Source organism: Cellulomonas carbonis, from assembly GCF_014636275.1.
Taxonomy (GTDB): domain Bacteria; phylum Actinomycetota; class Actinomycetes; order Actinomycetales; family Cellulomonadaceae; genus Actinotalea; species Actinotalea carbonis.
The window spans coordinates 258,028-276,318 of the sequence record NZ_BMEB01000002.1 but is presented as its reverse complement, the minus strand read 5'-3'; the positions used below and the strand labels follow the sequence as shown (position 1 = coordinate 276,318).

The following is an 18,291-nucleotide window of genomic DNA, read 5'->3' as shown; positions in this document are numbered from 1 at the left end:
GGGGTCCTCCGTCAGACGAGCAGGTCGAGGCCGCCCGAGGGCGACGTGCGGTGGAGCGGGTCGGTCGGGCGGTCGGTGGCCGCGGTCGCGGCGCCGCCCGTGGTGCGCTGGGTGGGCAGGGCGCGTCCGGCGTCGCGGTCGCCGGGCTCGGCGCCGCGGCGGTCCGCCGCACCCGAGCCGCCCGAACCGAGCTCGAGGTCGGCCGAGAGGCCGGTCGCCGCGAGGTCGCGGCGCAGGTCCGACAGCGACGAGCGCAGCGCCTCCCGGGCCGCGTCGGTCGCGCCGTGCAGCTCGATGCGCACGCCGTCGACGCCGATGTGCGCGACCACCCGCACGGGCCCGAAGCTCTCGGGGTCCACGCGCATCGTGAGCACGTGCTCGCCGAGGGGCGCGGCCCGCAGGGCGCCGAGGCGCACGGTCAGGTGCTGCGTGAGCGTCTCGGGCGTCGCGACGGCCCCCGCGGGCGTGGGTGCCGCGGGTACGGCGACCGACGACGACGCCTCGGCGGGCGCCACGCCGACGACGACGCCGGGCACCGAGGGTGCCGTGGGCGCGGGCGGTGCGGGTGTCGGCGCGGGCGCCGCGGCCGGCGACGTGGACGCGGTTGCGCCGGTCGACGCCGTGGGCTCGGCACCGACGGCGAGCGGGACCTCGGACGCGGCGCCGACGCCGCTCGTGGCGGAGCCCGTCCCGGCGGGCCGGTCCGTCGACGTGCCGGGGACCGCGACGGCCGGGGTCTCGCCCGCGACCGTCCCGCCCGGCGCGTGGGGCGCGTCGGTCGAGGTGGGGCCCGTGGGCGCGACCGGAGAGGCGTGGGGACCGGCGACGGGCGCGCCGTCGGCCTCCCCGGCTCGCGTCGCGGGCACGGCGGTGGCCTGCGCGGACGTGACCGCGGCCGTCCCCGGCACCGGGGCCGTGGAGCCTGCGGGCCCGGCGACCCCCGGCTGGACCGCCGTCGGCTCACCGGACGGCGCACCGGCCCCGTCGACCACCGTCGACGCGGACCCCGCCGCCTCGACCGCCTCCCCTGCCAGGGGCTCGACCGGCGCCTGCGCGGACGGCACGTCGACGACCGTGAGCACCACGTCGGCCATGTGCGCGACGGCGGCCCCGGGCTTCCCACCCGCGGTCACGTCGGCGGCGGTGCCCTGCGACGCGTCGTCGTCGGCCGCAGCACCCGCGTCGGCACCGTCCTGCCCGGCACCGCCCTGCCCAGCACCGGCCGTCCGGCCGCCGGACAGCGCGGCGAGCCTCGCGGTGATGTCGATGACCGTCGCGAGCGGGGCATCGGCACCCTCACCGGCCGCGGCACCCCCGGCCCCCGCGTCGAGCGAGCGCGCGGCGTCGCGCACGACGTCGCCGACGCTGACGGTCGCACCGGTGCCGGCACCCGACGCACGGGCCGGGCCCGACGCGTCGTCGTCGGCGAGAGCCCGGCCGCCGTCGCGCACCGCGTCGTCGAGCGAGCGCGCGAAGTCGCCGTCGCCGCCGTGCGCGCCGCGCGCACCGGCCCGGGCGCCGGACGACGCCCCCGACGGGGCACCCGCGGGCTGCGGGGCCGGCGTCGGCAGCATGACGATCGTGGTCACGGGCGGACCTCCTGGCTGAGGGGCGCGAGGCCCTGGTCTGCGGCGGTGGCAGCGGCGGCGGTCGCGGCGGCGGTCGCGGCGGCACGGCGGCCCGCGGTCTCGTCGAGCACGAGCTGCTCGGCGCGGTCCTCGGCGAGGCGCTCCTCGCGGTCGTGCCGCTCCTCGAGCTTGCCGAGGGTCGTGGTGAGGGTGCGGGCCGCGCTCCACGCGGCGTTCGCGTCGTCGACGACGGCGGCGGCGGAGCGCACGGTGAGAACCGACTCGGTGAGCATCCCGGCGAGCGAGGCGCGCGCCGCGACCGCCGCACGCCACGCGAGCTCGTCGGAGCGCTCGGGCAGGCCCGCGTCGTTGAGCATCGCCTCGGTGTCGCGGCGGCGCTCCTCGGCGCGGGCCCGCGCGGCGTTGGCGCGCGCGAGGTCGGCGGCGGCCTGCTCCTCCTGCAGCTGGCGCAGGCGCAGCAGCCCCGCGAGGCGGAACGCGCTCATGCGGCACCGCCCAGGCGGGCCACGAGGGCCGCGAGGCGCTGCCACGAGTCGCGCGCGTCGGCGACCTCGTCCATGCCCTGGCGCAGGAACGCGTCGATCGCGTCCGAGTTCGCCACGGCCGCGTCGACCAGCGGGTTGGTGCCCGCGGCGTACGCGCCGACGTCGAGCAGGTCCTGCGCGCGGCGTCGCGCGGCGAGCACCTGGCGCAGCCGCGTCGCGACGTCGCGCTGCTCGCGCGTCGTCACGCGGGACGCGACCCGCGAGACCGAGCCGAGCACGTCGACGCTCGGGAAGTGGCCCGCGACGGCGAGCTCGCGCGTGAGCACGACGTGCCCGTCGAGGATCGACCGCGCGGCGTCGGCGATGGGCTCGTTGTGGTCGTCGCCGTCGACGAGGACCGTGTAGATGCCCGTGACGGAGCCGCGCTCGGCGGTGCCCGCGCGCTCGAGCAGCTGCGCGAGCAGCGAGAACGTCGACGGCGGGTAGCCGCGCGTCGCGGGCGGCTCGCCCACGGACAGGCCGATCTCGCGCTGCGCCATGGCCACGCGCGTGAGCGAGTCCATCATCAGCACGACGTCGCGGCCCTCGTCGCGGAACGCCTCGGCGATGCGCGTCGCGACGAACGCCGCGCGCAGGCGGACCAGCGGCGGCTCGTCCGACGTCGCGACGACGACGACGCTGCGCGCCAGGCCCTCGGGACCCAGGTCGTCCTCGAGGAACTCGCGGACCTCGCGCCCGCGCTCGCCGACCAGGGCGATCACGGACACCTCGGCCTCGGTGCCGCGCGCGACCATCGACAGCAGGCTCGACTTGCCGACGCCCGAGCCCGCGAAGAGCCCGAGGCGCTGGCCGCGGCCGACGGTCGTCATCGTGTCGAGCGCGCGCACGCCGAGCGAGAGGGGTGCGTCGACGCGCGCCCGGGCCAGCGCGGACGGCGCGGTACCCGTGACGGGTGCGCGCACGCCCGCGTCGAGCGGGCCCTTGCCGTCGATCGGCCGGCCGAGCCCGTCGAGGACGCGCCCGAGCAGCCCGCGGCCGGTCGGCACCATGAGCGGGCGACCGGTCGAGCGCGCGGGGAGCCCGACGCGCAGGCCGTCGACCGTCCCGAGCGGCATGCAGCGCAGGACCGACGACGTCGCGGCGACGACCTCGGCGACGGTCGACCCCTCGCCGCCCGGGCCCGCGGGACCCGTGCCGTCGGCGGGGTCGCCGAGCTCGAGCAGGTCGCCGACGGCGCCCGGCAGCCCGGCCACGTCGACCGACAACCCGACGACGGCGGCGACCCGTCCGACGCGCTGCGGACGGGCCGCGGCGAGCGCGGCGGCGAACCGCTCGTCGCGCACGGGGTCGACGGAGGCGCCGGCCGTGCCGGGTCCGACCGCCGTCGGGCGCGGGGCGCTCAGCGTCGTCGTCATGCCTCGTCCTCGAGGAGCGCGCGGCGGGCGCGGTCGAGCGCGGTGTCGACCTGCGCGTCGAGGAAGCCGGTCGGGTGCTCGCTCACGGCGCCACCCGGGCGCACCGTCGAGTCGCCGACGAGCGTGACGCCCGCGGGAAGCGTGTGGCGTCCGGCGCCGAGCAGCGCGCGCACCTCGGCGAGGTCGGCCGGGTGCAGCCGGACGGTGTGCACGCCGAGGTCGGCGGGCGTCGCGAGCACGCGGTCGAGCAGCGCGCGGGCGCCGTCGGGTCCGGGGCGCAGCTCGCGGTCGAGCACGGCCTCGGCGAGGTCGAGCGCGGCCTCGTGCACGCTGCGGCGCACGGCGTCGACGGTCGGGACGGTGCGACGCGCGGCGGCCGCGACGGCCTGCTCGAGCAGAGCGAGCGCCTGCTGCACGGCGGCGTCGCGCGCGGCCTCGGCCCGGGCGTGCTGCTCCTCGAGCTCACGACGGCGGCGCTCGGCCGCGTCCGCCGCGGCGCGCGAGCCCGCGGCCCAGCCGGCCGCGTACCCTGCGGCGCGCGCACGCTCGGCGACGGCCTCGCCGGCGGCCGACGACGCGGGCAGCGCAGCCGGGCGGAACGTCGTGACGTCAGGCAACGAACTCGTCCTCGCCCTCGCGGCGGATGACGATCTGGCCGCCCTCCTCGAGCTTGCGGATCGCCTGGACCACCTGGGCGCGCGCGTCCTCGACCATCGACAGGCGGACCGGGCCGAGCAGCTCGATCTCCTCGACGAGGTTCTCGCGGGCCCGCTCGGACAGGTTGCGCATGATCTTGTCGCGCACCTCGTCGTCGGCGCCCTTGAGCGCGATGGCGAGCTGGCCCATCTCGACGCCGCGCAGGACGAGCTGGATGGCGCGCTCCTCGAGCAACGTGATGTCCGCGAACACGAACATCCGGCTGCGGACCTCCTCGGCGAGCGACTGGTCGCGCGCCTCGAGGCCCTCGAGGATGAGCTTCTCGGTCGTGGGGTCGGCGCGGTTGATGATCTCGACGAGCGGCTGGACGCCGCCGACGGCCGCCATCTCCTGCGGCGTGAGCACCGCCGACGCCTTGCGCTGGAGGTTCTCGGCGACCACCGCGACGACGTCGGGCGACGCGCGCTCCATGAGCGCGATGCGGTGCGCGACCTCGGCCTGCACCGCGGGGGCGAGGCCGGTCATGATCGCCGAGGCGTGGTCGGGGCGCAGGTGCGCGAGCACGAGCGCCATGGTCTGCGGGTGCTCGCCCGACAGGAGCGAGACCACCTGGCGCGCGTCGGCGTACTGGAGGAACTCGAACGGCTGTCCCTGGAGCGAGCTCGCGAGCCGCTCCATCATCCCGGCGGCCTTCTCGCGCCCGACGGACGCCTCGAGCAGCGCCTGGGCGACGCCCAGGCCGCCGCGTCCGGCGTACGTGCTGCCGCCCATCGCCGCCGCGTGGAACTCCTCGATGACGCCGTTGGCCATCTCGGGGTCGACGCGCTCGAGGCGCGCGATCTCGGTGGTGAGCTCCTCGATCTCGGTCTCGTCGAGCATCGACATGACCTTCGCGGCCTGCTCCTTGCCGATCTGGATCAGCAGCAGGGCGGCCTTCTGCGTGCCGGTGATCTCACCGGGCGCCAGGCGGCTCACCGGCGGGCCCCGACGAGCCAGCCGCGCAGGGCGTCGGCGACCTCGGCGGGCTGCTCGGCGGCCAGCGCCATGACGTCCTCACGCTTCGCGGCGATCGGGTCGACCTGCTCGGGTGCGGGCAGCATCGGCGTCTCGGGCTCGACCGGGGCGGGCAGCTCGACGACGTTCGTCTGCTCGGCCTCGAGCGCGCCGAGGTCGATCGCGGTGCGGCGCGCGCGGCGGTTCCGCCGCGCGATCATGACCACGAGGATGATCATGATCAGGAGTGCGACGCCGGCGATGATGCCGGTCCGGATCAGCTCGTTGGTCTGCTGCGCCTCCTCGGCGGCCGCGGCGGCGGCGAGCGCCTCCTCGGCGGCCTCCGCGTTGGCCGTGTCGAACGCCATGCGGGACACCGAGACGACGTCGCCGCGCTCGGCGTCGATGCCCGCGGCGGCCGCGACGGAGGCCTCGAGGTCCGCCATGTCGATCGCGGCGCCGGCCTGCTCGGAGACGACGACGGAGACCGACTGGCGACGAACGGACCCGGGGGCGCTCGTGAGCTGCTCGACGACCTTGTTGACGGGGTTGTTCACCGTCTCGGACTCCTTGCGGTACTCGCCGTCGCCGGCGGCACCGTCAGGGACCGCGATGTTGTCCGGGCCGAGCACACCACCGGTCGCGGTGCCCGTGCCCGTGTACTCCTCGAGCGTCGTCGCGCTGCTCAGCGCGGGGACGCCCTCGGCGGGCGTGTAGGTCTCCGACGTGCGGGCCGTGCGGTCGTAGTCGAGCTCGGCGCTGACGCTGACGACCGCGTTGCCGACGCCCACGAGCTTGTCGAGCATCGCCTGCACGTTCGCCGCGACGCGGGACTCGTACTCGCCCGTCTGCGCGCTGTCGAGGCCGGCACCCGGGCCGCCGCCGACGGCGGAGAGCACCTTGCCGTCGGCGTCGATCACGGCGACGTCGGTGGGCTCCATGCCCTCGATGCCGGCCGAGACCAGGTGGACGATCGACTGCACCGACTGCGACGAGAGGCCGCTGCCGGGCGCAGTCTCGACGAAGACCGAGGCGGTCGGGTCGGGCGTCTCGTCGACGAACACGCTGTCCTCGGGGAGCGCGAGGCGCACCGACGCGTTCTCGACGCCGCGGATCGCGCCGATGGTGCGCGCGAGCTCGCCCTCGAGGGCGCGCTGGTACGTGACCTGCTGCTGGAACTCCGACGACGTCATGCCCATGTCGTCCAGGAGCGAGTAGCCCGCGCCGTCGGACGACGCGCTCGGCAGGCCCGCCGACGCGAGCGCGAGGCGCTGCGAGTACAGCGCGCTGTCCGGCACGAGGACCGTCGAACCGCCGTCGGCCAGCTCGTACCGGACGCCCTCGCCCTCGAGGTGGTCGACGATCGCGCTCGCGTCCGTCGCGGACAGGTTCGCGAACAGCGGGCTCATCGTCGGCTTCGCCAGCCACGACGAGAGCGCGACGCCGCCGAGCACGAGCACGGCGAGGCCGATGACCGCGAGCGTGCGCTGCGCGAGGTCGAACTGCTTGACCTGCTCCTGGAGGCGGCCGAGGAGGCCGCTGATCTGCGCGGGCATCAGGCCTGCATCCTCATGATCTCGGTGAACGCCTCGACGGCCTTGTTGCGGACCGCGGCGGTCAGCTCGAGCGCCACCGCGGCCTGCGACGACGCGATGGTGTAGTCGTGCACGTCGTCGAGGTCACCCGTGACGGCCTTGACCGCGAGCGCGCTCGACTGCGACTGCAGGCCCTGGACCTGGTCGATCGCCGCGGCGAAGTCGAGGCCGGAGGTCGGGCTCACGGCCTGCGCGGCCTGGGCTCCCTGGAGCCCCTGGAGGCCGGCACCCTGGACGCCGATGCCGGGGACGAGGCCCGTGACGGACCCGATCGCGTCGATGTTCATCAGCTGCGTCCGATCTGCAGTGCCGCCTGGTAGCTCTCCTTGGCGCGGTCGACCACGGCGGCGTTCGCCTGGTAGCCGCGCTGCGCCATGATCAGCTGGGTCATCTGGGCCGACATGTCGATGTCGGGGTAGCGCACGTAGCCCTCGGCGTCGGCCAGGGGGTGGTCGGGCTCGTAGACCATGCGGCCCTCGGCGCTGCCGAGCGCGATGCCGCCGACCTGCACGCCGCCCTGCGCGCCGTACTCGTTCGCCTGCGCGACGACGTAGCGGGCCTGGAAGGCCGCCTCACCCGTCGGGCGCACGGTGTTGACGTTGGAGAGGTTGTCGCTGACCGCGTCGAGCCACTTGCGGTGGACGGTCATGCCGGTGCTCGCGATGCCGATCGCGCCGAACGTGCCCATCAGGCGCTCCTCATCGCGGTGCGCAGCCGGCTGAACGTCCCGTCGACCGCCTGCGTCGCGAGCTGGTAGCGCAGCCCGGTGTCGACGTTGGAGAGCGTCTCGGTGTCGAGGTTGACGTTGTTGCCGTTGGTCCGCGTGGGCTCGAGCGAGCGGGCGACCCGGGGGGAGACGGCACCGGACCCGTCGGAGACGGCGGCGCGGAGCGAGTCCTCGAAGGACACGCGTCCGGCGAGGAATCCGGGCGTGTTGATGTTCGCGACGTTGTCGGCGATCACGCGCTGGCGCAGGGCCAGCCCGTCGAGCGCGCTGTTCATCGCGACGAAGCTCACGGACGTGAACACGTCGGGCCTCCGGGTCGAGGTTCGTGCTTGTCGGCCCAGTCCATGGCCTGCGAGGTGAGCGATCCGTGCTCGGGTGGCTGATCGGCCGTCCGGGGGACGTGATGAGGAGTCCCGGGGGGTTCCCGCCAGCGCTTTCACCCGGCCGGGCGTGACGCACCGGGACCTTCGGTGCCGGGTCGGGGCGGTGCGGTCACGGCCGGTTCAACCGGACGCCCCGGGACGCAACCGGCGCCGAGGGGCGGGTCGGCTCCCGGCCCCGGACGCCGAGTTCGCGGATTCAGCACCGACTTCGCGGTTCTCGCGCGCGAAGTCGGCGGGGAACCGCGAAGTGGGCGACGCGACTCCGTCCACGTCGAGCCCGGCGCGCGGCTCGGCGCCGCCAGGCGGGGCGGGTCGGCCCCGTCAGGGGATGTCGACGACCGGCACGGTGACCCCTCAGGCGGGGGTGTCGAGGTAGACCGGGACGCTCGGCGCCGTCGCGCGCATGGCCTGGACGGCGCGCGTGTGGCGGCGGCTCAGGTCGGCGGCCTCGGCGAGGCGTCGGGCGACGTCGAGCTGCCGGTCGAGCACGGTGCGGGCGCGGTCGACGAGGTCCGTCGGCAGCGGCCCGAGGCCCGCGGGCGGCGCCCACGGCGCGGGCGGGTCCTGCGCGATGTGGCCGAGCGTGAGCATCTGCTCGGCGAGCGCGACGTCGAGCTCGAGCTCGGCGAGCGCGTCCTCCCACGCACTGCCCCAGCCCGACGACGGCGCGGCGGACGCGGCCGCCGACGGCGACGCGGGTGCGGCGGGGTGGGCCGCGCCGGTGGTCACGGCGGGCTCAGCCGACGCCGAGCTCGCCGAACGGGCGGGCGGCGGTCGCGGCGGCGACGGGCTCGAGGGGGGTCGCGGTGCGGGCGAGCTCGTCGGCGGCCTGGTGCCACGCGTCCCGCAGCGGCTCGACGAGCTCGCGGCACGCGGCGGTGCGGTCGGCGTCGCCGGCGACGTTCGCGCCGATGAGCTCGGTGAGGAGGAACGTGTAGACGCTCATGAGCTGCTTGGCACCGTCCCACGCGTCGAGCTGGAGGGTCGCGGCCAGCTCGGTGACGATGTCCTGCGCGTGCGTCAGGTGCGGGCCGGCAGCGGCACGGTCGCCGGCACGCTGCTCGGTCTCGGCGCGCGTGAGGTCCAGGACGAGGCGGTCGTAGAGCATCGTGAGGAGCTTCGCCGGGCTCGCCGTCGCGACGGTGTCGTCGACGTAGCGGCTGCGCAGTGCGGTGTAGTTCATGTCCTCGCTCCTCAGGAGTTGTTCGCCGCGAGGCCCGCGAGCTGTCCGGCGAGCCAGTTCGACTGGCTCTGCATCTTCGACAGCGTCACCTCGAGCGACGAGTAGGTCTTCTGCAGGCTCGCCTTGCGCAGCTCGAGGCGGCGGTCCCAGTCCTCGATCTGCGTGCCGTAGTCCTTGACGAGCTGCTCCTGGCCCGTGATCTTGCGGGTCAGCGAGCCGTCGACCTTGTCGGAGATGCCGGTCGCGACCGTGCCGACGCGGTCGGCGAGCTGCGTCATCATCGACTGGACGCCGGCGGGGTCCGCCGCGAGCGCCTCGGTGAACTTCGCCTCGTCGAACGTGACGGTCCCGTCGCGGCCGAGCACGATGCCGATCGTCGACGGGGACTTCCCGTCGACGGGGTAGGAGACGGCCTCGGTGAGCTGCTGCCGCATGCCGCGGACCATGCTGTCGCCCGAGAACAGGCCGCCGGTCACGGACGTGGTCCCGTCGGGGTTCGTCTTCGTCGTCGTCGTCGTGCGCGAGGTGATCTCGGAGAACACGACGCCGACGGCGCCCACGAGACCCGACGCGAGCTTCTTGAGGCCGTCCTCGTCGCGGGCGACGGTGACGGTCGCCGGGTCCTCGCCGACGGCGGTGACCTTCGAGACGGTCACGTCGACGCCGGTCATGAGGCCGGTGAAGGTGTTGGAGGCGCTCGTGAACTGCGTCTCGGCGGAGGTGCCCTTCCAGAGGGTCACCTGCGCGCTGGACGCCGCGCGCACGAGGTCGCCGTCGAGACGCGTGGCCGTCCCGCCGTCCACGGCGGCCTGGTCGACGGTGCCCTTGTAGACCGAGAACGCGTTGGTGGTCCCGGTCGAGACGCCGGTCAGCTGGAGGCGGTAGGTCGCCGGGTTCGTCCCGTCACCGCTCGAGACCTGGACGACGCTCGCGCGCACGCCGGCGTCGGCCGACGCGTTGATCGCCTTCGCGATGTCCGACAGGGAACCCGTCGTCGGCTCGATCGTCACGAAGGTGCCGTCACCCTTGCGGATCGTGACGGCGGGCGGCACGTCGAGGAGCGTGCCGTCGTCGGGGACGGCCGCCGTCAGCGAGATCTGGCTCGCTGCGACCGTGTCCACCGAGAACGTCACGCTGCCCGGCTGCGCCGTCGCCCCAGCCTTGACCGCCACCGACGTCGCGGTGCTGGTCCCCTTGTAGAGGTCCCACGACGCGGGCTTGGCAGCCTTCGTCGCGGCCTCCGCGAGCGACGCGACCTTCGTGTTCAGGCCCTGGAGCGCCGTGACGAGGCTCTGCGTCGACGACGACTTCTGCTTGAGCATGGTCTGCGGCATCGCCTCGACCTGCATGAGCTGGTTGATCAGGCTGGTGGTGTCCAGCCCGCTCACCAGGCCGTCGATGCCCATGGCGACCATGATCGGCACTCCTCGGGGTGGGTCTGACAGAGGTCCGGCCGGCGGCGAGGTGACGGTGCGTCATCCCGCCGCCGGCCGGAGGGTCCTGCTGGGTCCTACCTGTCCTTCAGCGCTGCTCGGTCAGGGACCGGATCAGCGGAGGAGGGACATGACGCCCTGGGGGATCTGGTTGGCCTGGGCGAGCATCGAGGTGCCGGCCTGGGACAGGATCTGGGCGCGGGTGAAGCTGACCATCTCGGACGCCATGTCGGTGTCGCGGATCCGGCTCTCGGAGGCCGAGAGGTTCTCCACGGCGACGTTGACGTTCTTGATGGTGTGCTCGAACCGGTTCTGCAGCGCACCGAGGCCGGCACGAGCGGTCGAGACCGACTTGATCTGCTCGTCGATCAGGTTGATCGAGGCCTGCGCGTTGGTGGCGTTCTCGTAGTTGAGGCCACCGGTCACCGGGGTGCCCGCGACACCGGCGTCGAAGCCGGCCGCCGGAGCGGTCGTTCCCACGGTGCCACCGTCGATCGCCGTCACGACGATGCCCGTGCCGGCGCCGTTCGCGTCCTTCTCCACCGTCACGGTGAAGTTGGCGGCGAAGTTCGCGTCGGCGCGCAGCGCGTCGGCGTACTCCTCGACGCTCTGGAAGCCCGCACCACCGGCGGTGTCGGAGAGCGCGCCCGTGGTCACGGACGTCGCGACGCCACCCTTGGTGCTGGTGAAGGTCGCCGCCGCCGTCGTGAGGCCGGCCAGGGTGCCACCCGTGACGTCGAACGTGGTGCCCGTCGTCGTGAGGTCGCCGCCCGAGAGGTTCTGCGAGATGGCCTTCACGTTGGCGCCCGCGAGCGAGACCGTGATCTGGCTGTCGGCGTCGCCGTCAGCACCGACCTGGAACTTGAGCTCCGAGGTCGAGCCGTCGAGCAGCTTGGTGCCGTTGAAGTTCGTGGACTTCGAGATGCGGTCGAGCTCCGAGACGAGGCTGTCCGACTCGGTCTTGATGTTGGCGCGCGCCTCGGTGTTGTTCGAGTCGTTCGCGCCCTGGACGGCCAGGTCGCGAACACGCTGGAGGATGGCGTGCACCTCGGTCAGGGCACCCTCAGCGGTCTGGACGACGGAGATGCCGTCCTGGGCGTTGCGGGCCGCGACCTTCAGGCCGCCGACCTGCGAGCGCAGGCCCTCGGAGATGGCGAGACCGGCAGCGTCGTCCGCCGCGCGGTTGATCCGGAAGCCGGACGAGAGCTTCTCGAGCGACTTGCCGAGGTCGTTCTGCGTGTTGGACAGGTTGCGGTACGAGTTGACCGCCGCGATGTTCTGGTTGATCGAGAGACCCATGATGGAACTCCTCCTTGACTCGGGCCGATATCCGCCGCCCCTCCATGGGCGAGCAACCGTCTGATCGGTCGGGGCCCCGGACCGATGAGGAACTCCGGGGACGTTTCTCGTTTCTTCACCCGCTCGGGTGGCGCGTCGTGCATGACGACGGGGCGCGTCGTGCGTGACGAGGCGCGTCGTCCGGGTCACCCACCCCGGGGACGACGGAGGGCCGCACCCCTCAGGGGTACGGCCCTCCGCGTGGCTTCCTGCCGCCGGCCCGCCCGGCCGACGTCCTGCTGTTCCTGCGTGCTACGACCTACCCACTGCCTCGCTGCGTCCTTCTCGCTGCGTCCGGCCCTGGTCAGCCGACGGCGAGCTCGCGGGCGTCGAGCGCCGCGTACTCGTCGTGCGTCGCGGTCGGGGTGAACCGCTGCGTCGGGACCTGCTGGACGGTCGCGGCGGCGCCGGCCGTCGCGGCACGCGCGGCCACCTCGGCGAAGTACGTCCGACGACGACGCTCGGCGACGCCGTCGGGGCGCTCGGCGGTCGGGACGAGCTGCGGGTCGAGGCTCGAGTTGATGCCGTCGCGCAGGAGCGCGAGCGCCTCGGTGCGGAGCTGGCTGATGCGGGACTGGGTCACGCCCAGCTCCTCGGCGAGCTCCGCGACGGGACGGTCGTGGAAGAAGAGCTGCTCGACGACGTGGCGCAGGCGCTCGGGCAGCGCCTGGATGCCGGCGCCGAGGTACTGGAGGCGCTCGCTCGCGAGCAGGCTCTCCTCGGGGCCCATGCCGGTCGCGACGACGGTCTCGGCGATCGAGCCGTCGAAGCCCTCGATGGACAGGACGCGCGTCTCGGCGTCACCGCGTGCGGCGTCGACGTCCTCGACGGCGCAGCCCATCGCCTCGGCGAGCTCCTCGCGCGTCGGGGTGCGGCCGAGGGTGCCGGTCATCTCGTCGGTGAGGGTCGTGACGCGGCGGGCCCGCTGGCGTGCGCCGCGCGAGACCCAGTCCATGCTGCGGAGCTCGTCGACGAGCGCACCGCGGATCCGCAGTGCCGCATAGCGGGCGAACGGGACCCCGGTGGTCTCGTCGTAGGAGCGCGCGGCGCGGACGAGGGCGAGGTGCCCGGCGGAGACGAGGTCGCTGCGGGAGACGTAGCTGGGGACCCGCGCGAGCATCGCGTTGACGTGGTAGCCCACGAGGGCGAGGTTCTCGGTGACGAGGACGTTCGTCGGGTGGTCGGTGGAAGCCATGACCGGTGTTTCGGGGTGTGATCAAGGGCACTTGAGCGAGTTCCTGAGATGAATTTCCGGAGCCCCGGAACGATCATGTGCGCGTTAACACGGACGCTACGAAGACGGCCCGAATGTCCGTCTTCCGTGCGTGGCGAACCGGGCACAAGGGGTCCGGTCCGACTTGCGACTGTGACGCACGTCACACCGGCGTTCGGGTCATCCTCGGCCGCTCACGGCGTGTCGCAGCCGGCGAGGTCCTATGACCTCGGTGTCCGGCACGTCCCGCCAGGACGACCACCCGGTGGAAGCGACGGGGAAAAGGTCATGATCGGCCTCGCCCGTCCGATCAGACCCCAGACAACGGTGCGGCGTGCCCGCACCAGGTCGACGCGACGTCGAGGAGAGGTGCTTGATGGGTCTGAACGAGCTGTCCGGGGTGCTGTGGCGGGAACGCCAGCTCCTCGAGCTGCTGCTGTTCAAGCTCGAGGAGGAGCAGCTGATCCTCACGAGCGGGCGCACGCAGTGGCTCGGCCACGCGACCCGCGAGGTGGAGTCGGTGCTCGACCAGATCCGCGTCGTCGAGCTGGGGCGCTCGGTCGAGGCGGACGGCGCGGCGCTCGAGCTGGGCCTCGAGCCCGGCTGCGGCCTGCTCGCCATGGCCGAGCGCGCGCACTCCCCCTGGGGTGAGCTCCTCCGTGACCACCACGCCGCCTTCGTCGACCTGACCGACCAGATCAACCAGCTCGCGCAGTCGAACAAGGAGCTCCTGTCGAGCTCCCACCGCGCGACGCAGGAGACCCTCATGAGCCTTCAGGACACCGTCCGCACCTACGACGTCCACGGCGAGGCCAGTGGCGCGTCCGGGAGCGTCCAGCTCCTCGACCGGGCGCTGTGACCGCCCGATGAGCACCTTCTCGGGCCTCGGGACCGCCCTCTCGTCCCTCATGGCGCAGCGCCAGGCGCTCGACGTCGCCGGCCAGAACATCGCCAACGCCAACACCAAGGGCTACACGCGTCAGCGCGCCGAGCTCACGTCCGTCGAGTCGCTCAGCGTCCCGACGATGTTCTCGTCGTCGCAGGCCGCCGGGAACGGCGTCAAGGTCACCGGCATCAGCCGGCTCGGCGACACGTTCCTCGACGACCGCGTCCGCGCCGAGACCGGCACGTCGTCGTTCCGCAAGGCGCAGGCCTCGGCGCTCTCGCGCCTGGAGTCGACGCTCACCGAGCCCGCCGACAGCGGCGTCGCCGCCGCGCTCGGCGAGTACTGGGCCGCGTGGGAGGACGTCGCGAACCGTCCCGACGACACCGCCGCGCGACAGGTCCTCATCGGTGCCGCCGACGCCGTCGCGTCCCAGGTCTCGGCGGGCTACCGCGCGACCGAGACCCAGTGGCAGCAGATGCGCACCGAGACCCAGACGCTCGTCACCGAGGTCAACACGACCGCCGAGCAGGTCGCGCGCTACAACGAGCAGATCCGCTCGATCATCGTCACCGGCGGGTCGCCCAACGAGCTCGTCGACCAGCGCGACCAGCTCGCGCTGCGCCTCGCCGAGCTGACGGGTGCGACAGCGCGCCACCGCGACGACGGCACCATGGACCTGCTCGTCGACGGCAACCCGCTCGTCACCGGCATCGGCGCGTCGGCCCTCGAGGTCACGGGCGACCACCGGATGACCGACGGCACGACGTCGACGATCAACCAGGTCGGCCTGCGCTGGGCGAGCACGGGCACGCCCGTGACGCCGACCAGCGGCGTCCTGGCGAGCCACCTCGCCGTCCTCTCGCCCGACGGCCCGCTCGCGGGCGCGGCCGGGACGTGGAACGCGCTCGCCACGCGCCTCGCCGAGAGCGTCAACACGATCCACCGCACGGGTGCGGGCCTCGACGGCGTGTCCGGTCGCGACTTCTTCGCGGTCGACGGCGGGATCCCCGCCACGGGCCTGCGCGTCGCGGTGACCGACCCCGCCCAGGTGGCCGCGGCCGCCGTCGGGCAGGGCACGTACGACGGCTCGCTCGCCGACCGCCTCTCGCAGGTCGGCCAGGGCGCCGACAGCCCGGACCGGCTCTGGCGCGACTTCGTCGTCGACCTGGGCGTCCGGACCCGCGCCGCCGACCAGCGCGCGACGGTCAGCGAGGCCGCGCGCGCGACCGCCGAGAACCTCCAGCTCTCGCAGGCGTCCGTCGACATCGACGAGGAGACCGTGAACATGCTCGCGATCCAGCGCGCGTACGAGGGTGCGGCCCGCGTCCTCACCGCGGTCGACGAGATGCTCGACGTCCTCATCAACCGCACCGGCGTGGTCGGGAGGTAGCCGCCGTGATCAACCGTGTGACGCACCAGACCGTGCAGCGCTCGACGCTCGCGAACCTCCAGCTCAACCTGGACCGGATGTCCGGGCTCCAGGGGTCGCTGTCGAGCGGCAAGCTCATCACCAAGCCGTCGGACGACCCGAGCGGCACCGCCAAGGCGATGCAGTTCCGCGCCGAGCAGCGCGCCGCCGAGCAGGCCGCACGCAACGCGGCCGACGGCAGCTCGTGGCTCACGACCGCGGACACCGCGCTCCAGACGTCGCTCGCCGGCCTGCGCCGCGCACGCGACCTCACGGTGCAGGGTGCGAGCACGGGCGTGCTCAACGCCACGGCGCGAGAGGCGCTCGCGCTGGAGATCGAGGGCCTGCGTGACGCGCTCCTGAGCCAGGCCAACACGAGCTACATCGGCCGCTCGGTGTTCGCGGGCACGAGCGACGCGGACACCGCCTTCACGGGCCCGACCGGCACGCCGCCGTACACGTGGACCGGCACCGCCGGCGCCACCGTCGAGCGCCGCCTCGCCCCGGACACGACCGTGCGCGTCGACGTCGACGGCCGCGCAGCCTTCGGCGAGGGCGACGACTCGGTGTTCGCGGTCCTCGACCGGATCGCCACCGACCTGCGCGCGGGTGCCGACGTGAACCCGCGCCTCAACGAGATCGACACGCGGATGACTGCGATGCTGGGTGAGATCGCCGGCGTCGGCAGCCGGCAGAACCAGGTGCTCTCCGCCCAGGACAGGATCGAGAAGACGCTCGTGGACCTCAAGGGATCCATCGCGGCCGTCGAGGACATCGACCTCGCCGCGACGCTCGTCGACCTCCAGGCGCAGGAGGTCTCCTACCAGGCGGCCCTCGGCGCGGCGTCGCGCGTCCTGCAGCCGAGCCTGCTGGACTTCCTCCGATGAGCGTCACCGTGACCGTCGACCCGGCCGACCAGCGGACCGGGACCCGCAGCGTCCCCGAGCAGCTGAGCTTCGTCGCTCCCCCGCCCGGGATGCTCGACCTGCGCCGCTTCACGCTGAGCGCGCTCGACGACGCCGGCTTCCTGTTCGCGCTGCGCAGCGCCGAGCAGTCCGCCGTGCGCCTGTTCGTCATGCCGCCGCGCCCCTACTTCCCCGCGTACGCGCCCGAGGTCGACCCGTCGGTCCTGGGCTCGCTCGAGGCCGACGCCGACGACGCCGTGCTGCTCGTCGTCGTCCACCCGGGCACCGACGGCGAGCACCCGACCGCCAACCTGCTCGCACCCGTCGTCGTCAACGCGCGCACGGGTGCGGCGGCGCAGGTCGTGCTCGACGGCGACGAGTGGCCCCTCCGTGCCCCGCTCGCCGCGACGGGCACCGCGGCCTGAGCCGTCGTCGGCGCGAACCGACCGCGGGGTTCTCGTGAGCCCCTCTCCGGCACGCCTGCGCACCGGCACGCGTCCGCTCCCACGCGTCCACGCGTCGTCGTCCACCGTCCCCGGCTTCACCCGGGGCGACCCGTCAGATCCCCGGCCGTGCGGCCGATGTGCTCGGAGCAATGACCCCGTCGCCGAGGAGCTGACGTGAACGAGTCGACACCCGAGGGGGCGCCGGGCGCCGAGCGCTCCGTCGCCACGCACGCGCGGTCGGCCGCCGTGGCCGCCGTCCAGGGGACCGTCCACCGGCGTCCCGTCGTGACGCTCGACGGCCACGTCGTCGGGTACTGGGTCACGGTGAACCTCGACGCGGGCGTCGTCCCGACGCAGCGCGCGACCGACCCGGGCACGCGCCACACGCCCGACGTGCAGGCCGCCCGCCTGCACGAGGCGTACCTCGCGCTCGACCTGCCCAACCTGGTCGCCGACCGGTTCGTCTTCCTCCCCGCGACGCCCGCGATGCTCGACGGCTTCGTCCCGACGCCGGTCCTGCCGGGACGCGTCGTGCTCGTCCTGCCCACCGGGTTCGAGCACCGGCCCGACGCCGTCGAGCGCGCCGCCGCGCTGCGCGGGCTCGGGATGCAGCTCGCGATCGACGACTACCGCGGCGAGCCCGCGCAGGAGCTCCTCGTCCCGCAGGTCGGCTTCGTGACGGTGCGCGTCGGGGTCGGTCCGGTCGCACCGCTCGTCCACCACGTGCACCGCGGGCGCGTCCGCGTCCTGGCGACCGACGTGCGCGACCGCGCCGACGAGGACCAGTGCCGTGCGTCGGGCGTCGACGCGATCGTCGGCACGCAGGCGGAGCGCGACCTCCAGGTCACCGTCCCGGGCAGCGCGGGTAGCGCTGCCGGCACGGTCGGCGATGCCGGCGGGTCCGGCGCTGCGAGCCCGGCCACCGTCCCCGCCGCGCGGCCCGCCGCCGACGACGACGCCTCGGCCGAGCAGCGTGCCGCGGCGGCCTCGCGCGTGCTGCGCGCCGGCCAGGCGCAGTGCCTCGCCGTCATGCACCTGCTGCACGACCCCGAGATGCAGTTCGGGCACGTCTCGCAGGTCATCGACACCGACCCCGTCCTGACGCTGCGCGTCCTGCACCTGGTGAACAGCGGCGCGTTCGGGCTGGGGCACGAGATCGACACGGTCGCGCAGGCCACCGTGCTGCTGGGCGCGCGCGAGCTCACGACGCTCGTGACAGCGCTGCTGCTCGACGCGCGCCCCGACGCCATGGACAGCCTCTGGCTGATCCTGGCGCGCGCGCTCACGTGCGAGACGCTGGCCGGCGACTCGACGGCGTACACCGTGGGGATGCTGTCGGCCCTCGCCGAGCAGCTGGGGATCCCGGTGTCGGTCATCGTCGAGAAGGTCGGGGTCTCCCAGACGGTCGCCGCGGCGATGCGGCACGAGGCCGGCCCGTTCGGTCCCGTGCTGGCCGCCGTGCGCGCGCACGAGCGGGCCGACGCCCTGACCGTCGTCACGACCGGGTTCGTGCCCGAGGAGGTGTCGGCCGTCTACATGCAGGCCGTGGCCGACGCCCTCGCGACCGCGCGGGCCGTCACGCGGGAGCCGTCGGGGTTCTGACGGCGGGGTCCACCCGCGCGTCGGCGGGTGCTG

The 18,291-nt window shown here is 74.2% G+C and carries 19 protein-coding genes; 5 read left to right on the top strand and 14 right to left on the bottom strand.

Translation table 11 applies throughout. From position 1 onward, the window contains the following. Positions 1 to 11: 11 nt before the first annotated feature. The 14 genes from IEV86_RS06540 to IEV86_RS06475 all read right to left on the bottom strand — a co-directional run bounded on the left by IEV86_RS06540 (position 12) and on the right by IEV86_RS06475 (position 12,993). Positions 12 to 1,589, bottom strand: coding sequence for a flagellar hook-length control protein FliK (locus tag IEV86_RS06540; protein ID WP_188484596.1), 1,578 nt, complete (start codon positions 1,587 to 1,589; stop codon positions 12 to 14). Next, on the bottom strand, positions 1,586 to 2,074 hold the full coding sequence (locus IEV86_RS06535; protein WP_052426592.1) for a flagellar FliJ family protein: 489 nt from the start codon (positions 2,072 to 2,074) through the stop codon (positions 1,586 to 1,588). The genes IEV86_RS06540 and IEV86_RS06535 overlap by 4 nt, the downstream gene beginning before the upstream one ends. After that, complete coding sequence (locus IEV86_RS06530; RefSeq protein ID WP_081978973.1) at positions 2,071 to 3,489, bottom strand: FliI/YscN family ATPase; 1,419 nt, start codon at positions 3,487 to 3,489, stop codon at positions 2,071 to 2,073. Before IEV86_RS06530 ends, IEV86_RS06535 begins: the two co-directional genes overlap by 4 nt. Then, complete coding sequence (locus tag IEV86_RS06525; protein ID WP_188484595.1) at positions 3,486 to 4,106, bottom strand: FliH/SctL family protein; 621 nt, start codon at positions 4,104 to 4,106, stop codon at positions 3,486 to 3,488. Before IEV86_RS06525 ends, IEV86_RS06530 begins: the two co-directional genes overlap by 4 nt. Beyond that, positions 4,099 to 5,121: a flagellar motor switch protein FliG gene (fliG, locus tag IEV86_RS06520; RefSeq protein ID WP_043602832.1), complete on the bottom strand. Its 1,023-nt coding sequence runs from the start codon at positions 5,119 to 5,121 to the stop codon at positions 4,099 to 4,101. The genes IEV86_RS06525 and fliG overlap by 8 nt, the downstream gene beginning before the upstream one ends. Beyond that, a complete protein-coding gene (gene fliF / locus IEV86_RS06515) occupies positions 5,118 to 6,695 on the bottom strand; it encodes a flagellar basal-body MS-ring/collar protein FliF (protein ID WP_043602829.1) in 1,578 nt (525 codons plus the stop codon). Before fliF ends, fliG begins: the two co-directional genes overlap by 4 nt. Beyond that, positions 6,695 to 7,021 carry a flagellar hook-basal body complex protein FliE gene (fliE, locus tag IEV86_RS06510; protein WP_043602826.1) on the bottom strand — a complete coding sequence of 109 codons (327 nt, stop codon included), beginning with the start codon at positions 7,019 to 7,021 and terminating at the stop codon, positions 6,695 to 6,697. Before fliE ends, fliF begins: the two co-directional genes overlap by 1 nt. Further along, positions 7,021 to 7,422, bottom strand: coding sequence for a flagellar basal body rod protein FlgC (gene flgC, locus IEV86_RS06505; protein WP_043602823.1), 402 nt, complete (start codon positions 7,420 to 7,422; stop codon positions 7,021 to 7,023). Before flgC ends, fliE begins: the two co-directional genes overlap by 1 nt. After that, entirely contained in the window at positions 7,422 to 7,763 is a 342-nt protein-coding gene (locus tag IEV86_RS06500) for a flagellar basal body rod protein FlgB (protein WP_043602821.1), read from the bottom strand. Before IEV86_RS06500 ends, flgC begins: the two co-directional genes overlap by 1 nt. 435 nt (positions 7,764 to 8,198) lie before the next feature. Further along, entirely contained in the window at positions 8,199 to 8,573 is a 375-nt protein-coding gene (locus IEV86_RS06495) for a hypothetical protein (RefSeq protein ID WP_043602819.1), read from the bottom strand. Between the two features lie 7 nt (positions 8,574 to 8,580). Then, positions 8,581 to 9,027, bottom strand: a complete 447-nt coding sequence (fliS, locus tag IEV86_RS06490) for a flagellar export chaperone FliS (protein ID WP_043602817.1) — start codon at positions 9,025 to 9,027, stop codon at positions 8,581 to 8,583. An 11-nt stretch (positions 9,028 to 9,038) separates the two neighbouring features. Further along, positions 9,039 to 10,442 carry a flagellar filament capping protein FliD gene (fliD, locus tag IEV86_RS06485; protein WP_043602879.1) on the bottom strand — a complete coding sequence of 468 codons (1,404 nt, stop codon included), beginning with the start codon at positions 10,440 to 10,442 and terminating at the stop codon, positions 9,039 to 9,041. Between the two features lie 132 nt (positions 10,443 to 10,574). Beyond that, positions 10,575 to 11,759: a flagellin N-terminal helical domain-containing protein gene (locus IEV86_RS06480; RefSeq protein ID WP_043602814.1), complete on the bottom strand. Its 1,185-nt coding sequence runs from the start codon at positions 11,757 to 11,759 to the stop codon at positions 10,575 to 10,577. Between the two features lie 343 nt (positions 11,760 to 12,102). Then, positions 12,103 to 12,993 (bottom strand): sigma-70 family RNA polymerase sigma factor, encoded by an 891-nt coding sequence (locus tag IEV86_RS06475; protein WP_081978473.1) that lies wholly within the window; start codon positions 12,991 to 12,993, stop codon positions 12,103 to 12,105. Positions 12,994 to 13,387: 394 nt separating this feature from the next. Between IEV86_RS06475 and flgN the strand changes: the two genes are divergently transcribed. From flgN to IEV86_RS06450, 5 genes are all read left to right on the top strand, one after another. Further along, a complete protein-coding gene (gene flgN, locus IEV86_RS06470) occupies positions 13,388 to 13,870 on the top strand; it encodes a flagellar export chaperone FlgN (protein ID WP_043602812.1) in 483 nt (160 codons plus the stop codon). Between the two features lie 7 nt (positions 13,871 to 13,877). After that, positions 13,878 to 15,287, top strand: coding sequence for a flagellar hook-associated protein FlgK (gene flgK, locus IEV86_RS06465; protein WP_043602809.1), 1,410 nt, complete (start codon positions 13,878 to 13,880; stop codon positions 15,285 to 15,287). Positions 15,288 to 15,292: 5 nt separating this feature from the next. Further along, positions 15,293 to 16,192 carry a flagellin N-terminal helical domain-containing protein gene (locus IEV86_RS06460; RefSeq protein WP_043602806.1) on the top strand — a complete coding sequence of 300 codons (900 nt, stop codon included), beginning with the start codon at positions 15,293 to 15,295 and terminating at the stop codon, positions 16,190 to 16,192. Beyond that, positions 16,189 to 16,635: a flagellar assembly protein FliW gene (locus IEV86_RS06455; RefSeq protein ID WP_052425848.1), complete on the top strand. Its 447-nt coding sequence runs from the start codon at positions 16,189 to 16,191 to the stop codon at positions 16,633 to 16,635. Before IEV86_RS06460 ends, IEV86_RS06455 begins: the two co-directional genes overlap by 4 nt. A gap of 195 nt (positions 16,636 to 16,830) precedes the next feature. Beyond that, on the top strand, positions 16,831 to 18,258 hold the full coding sequence (locus tag IEV86_RS06450) for an EAL and HDOD domain-containing protein (protein WP_043602801.1): 1,428 nt from the start codon (positions 16,831 to 16,833) through the stop codon (positions 18,256 to 18,258). Positions 18,259 to 18,291: the final 33 nt, after the last annotated feature.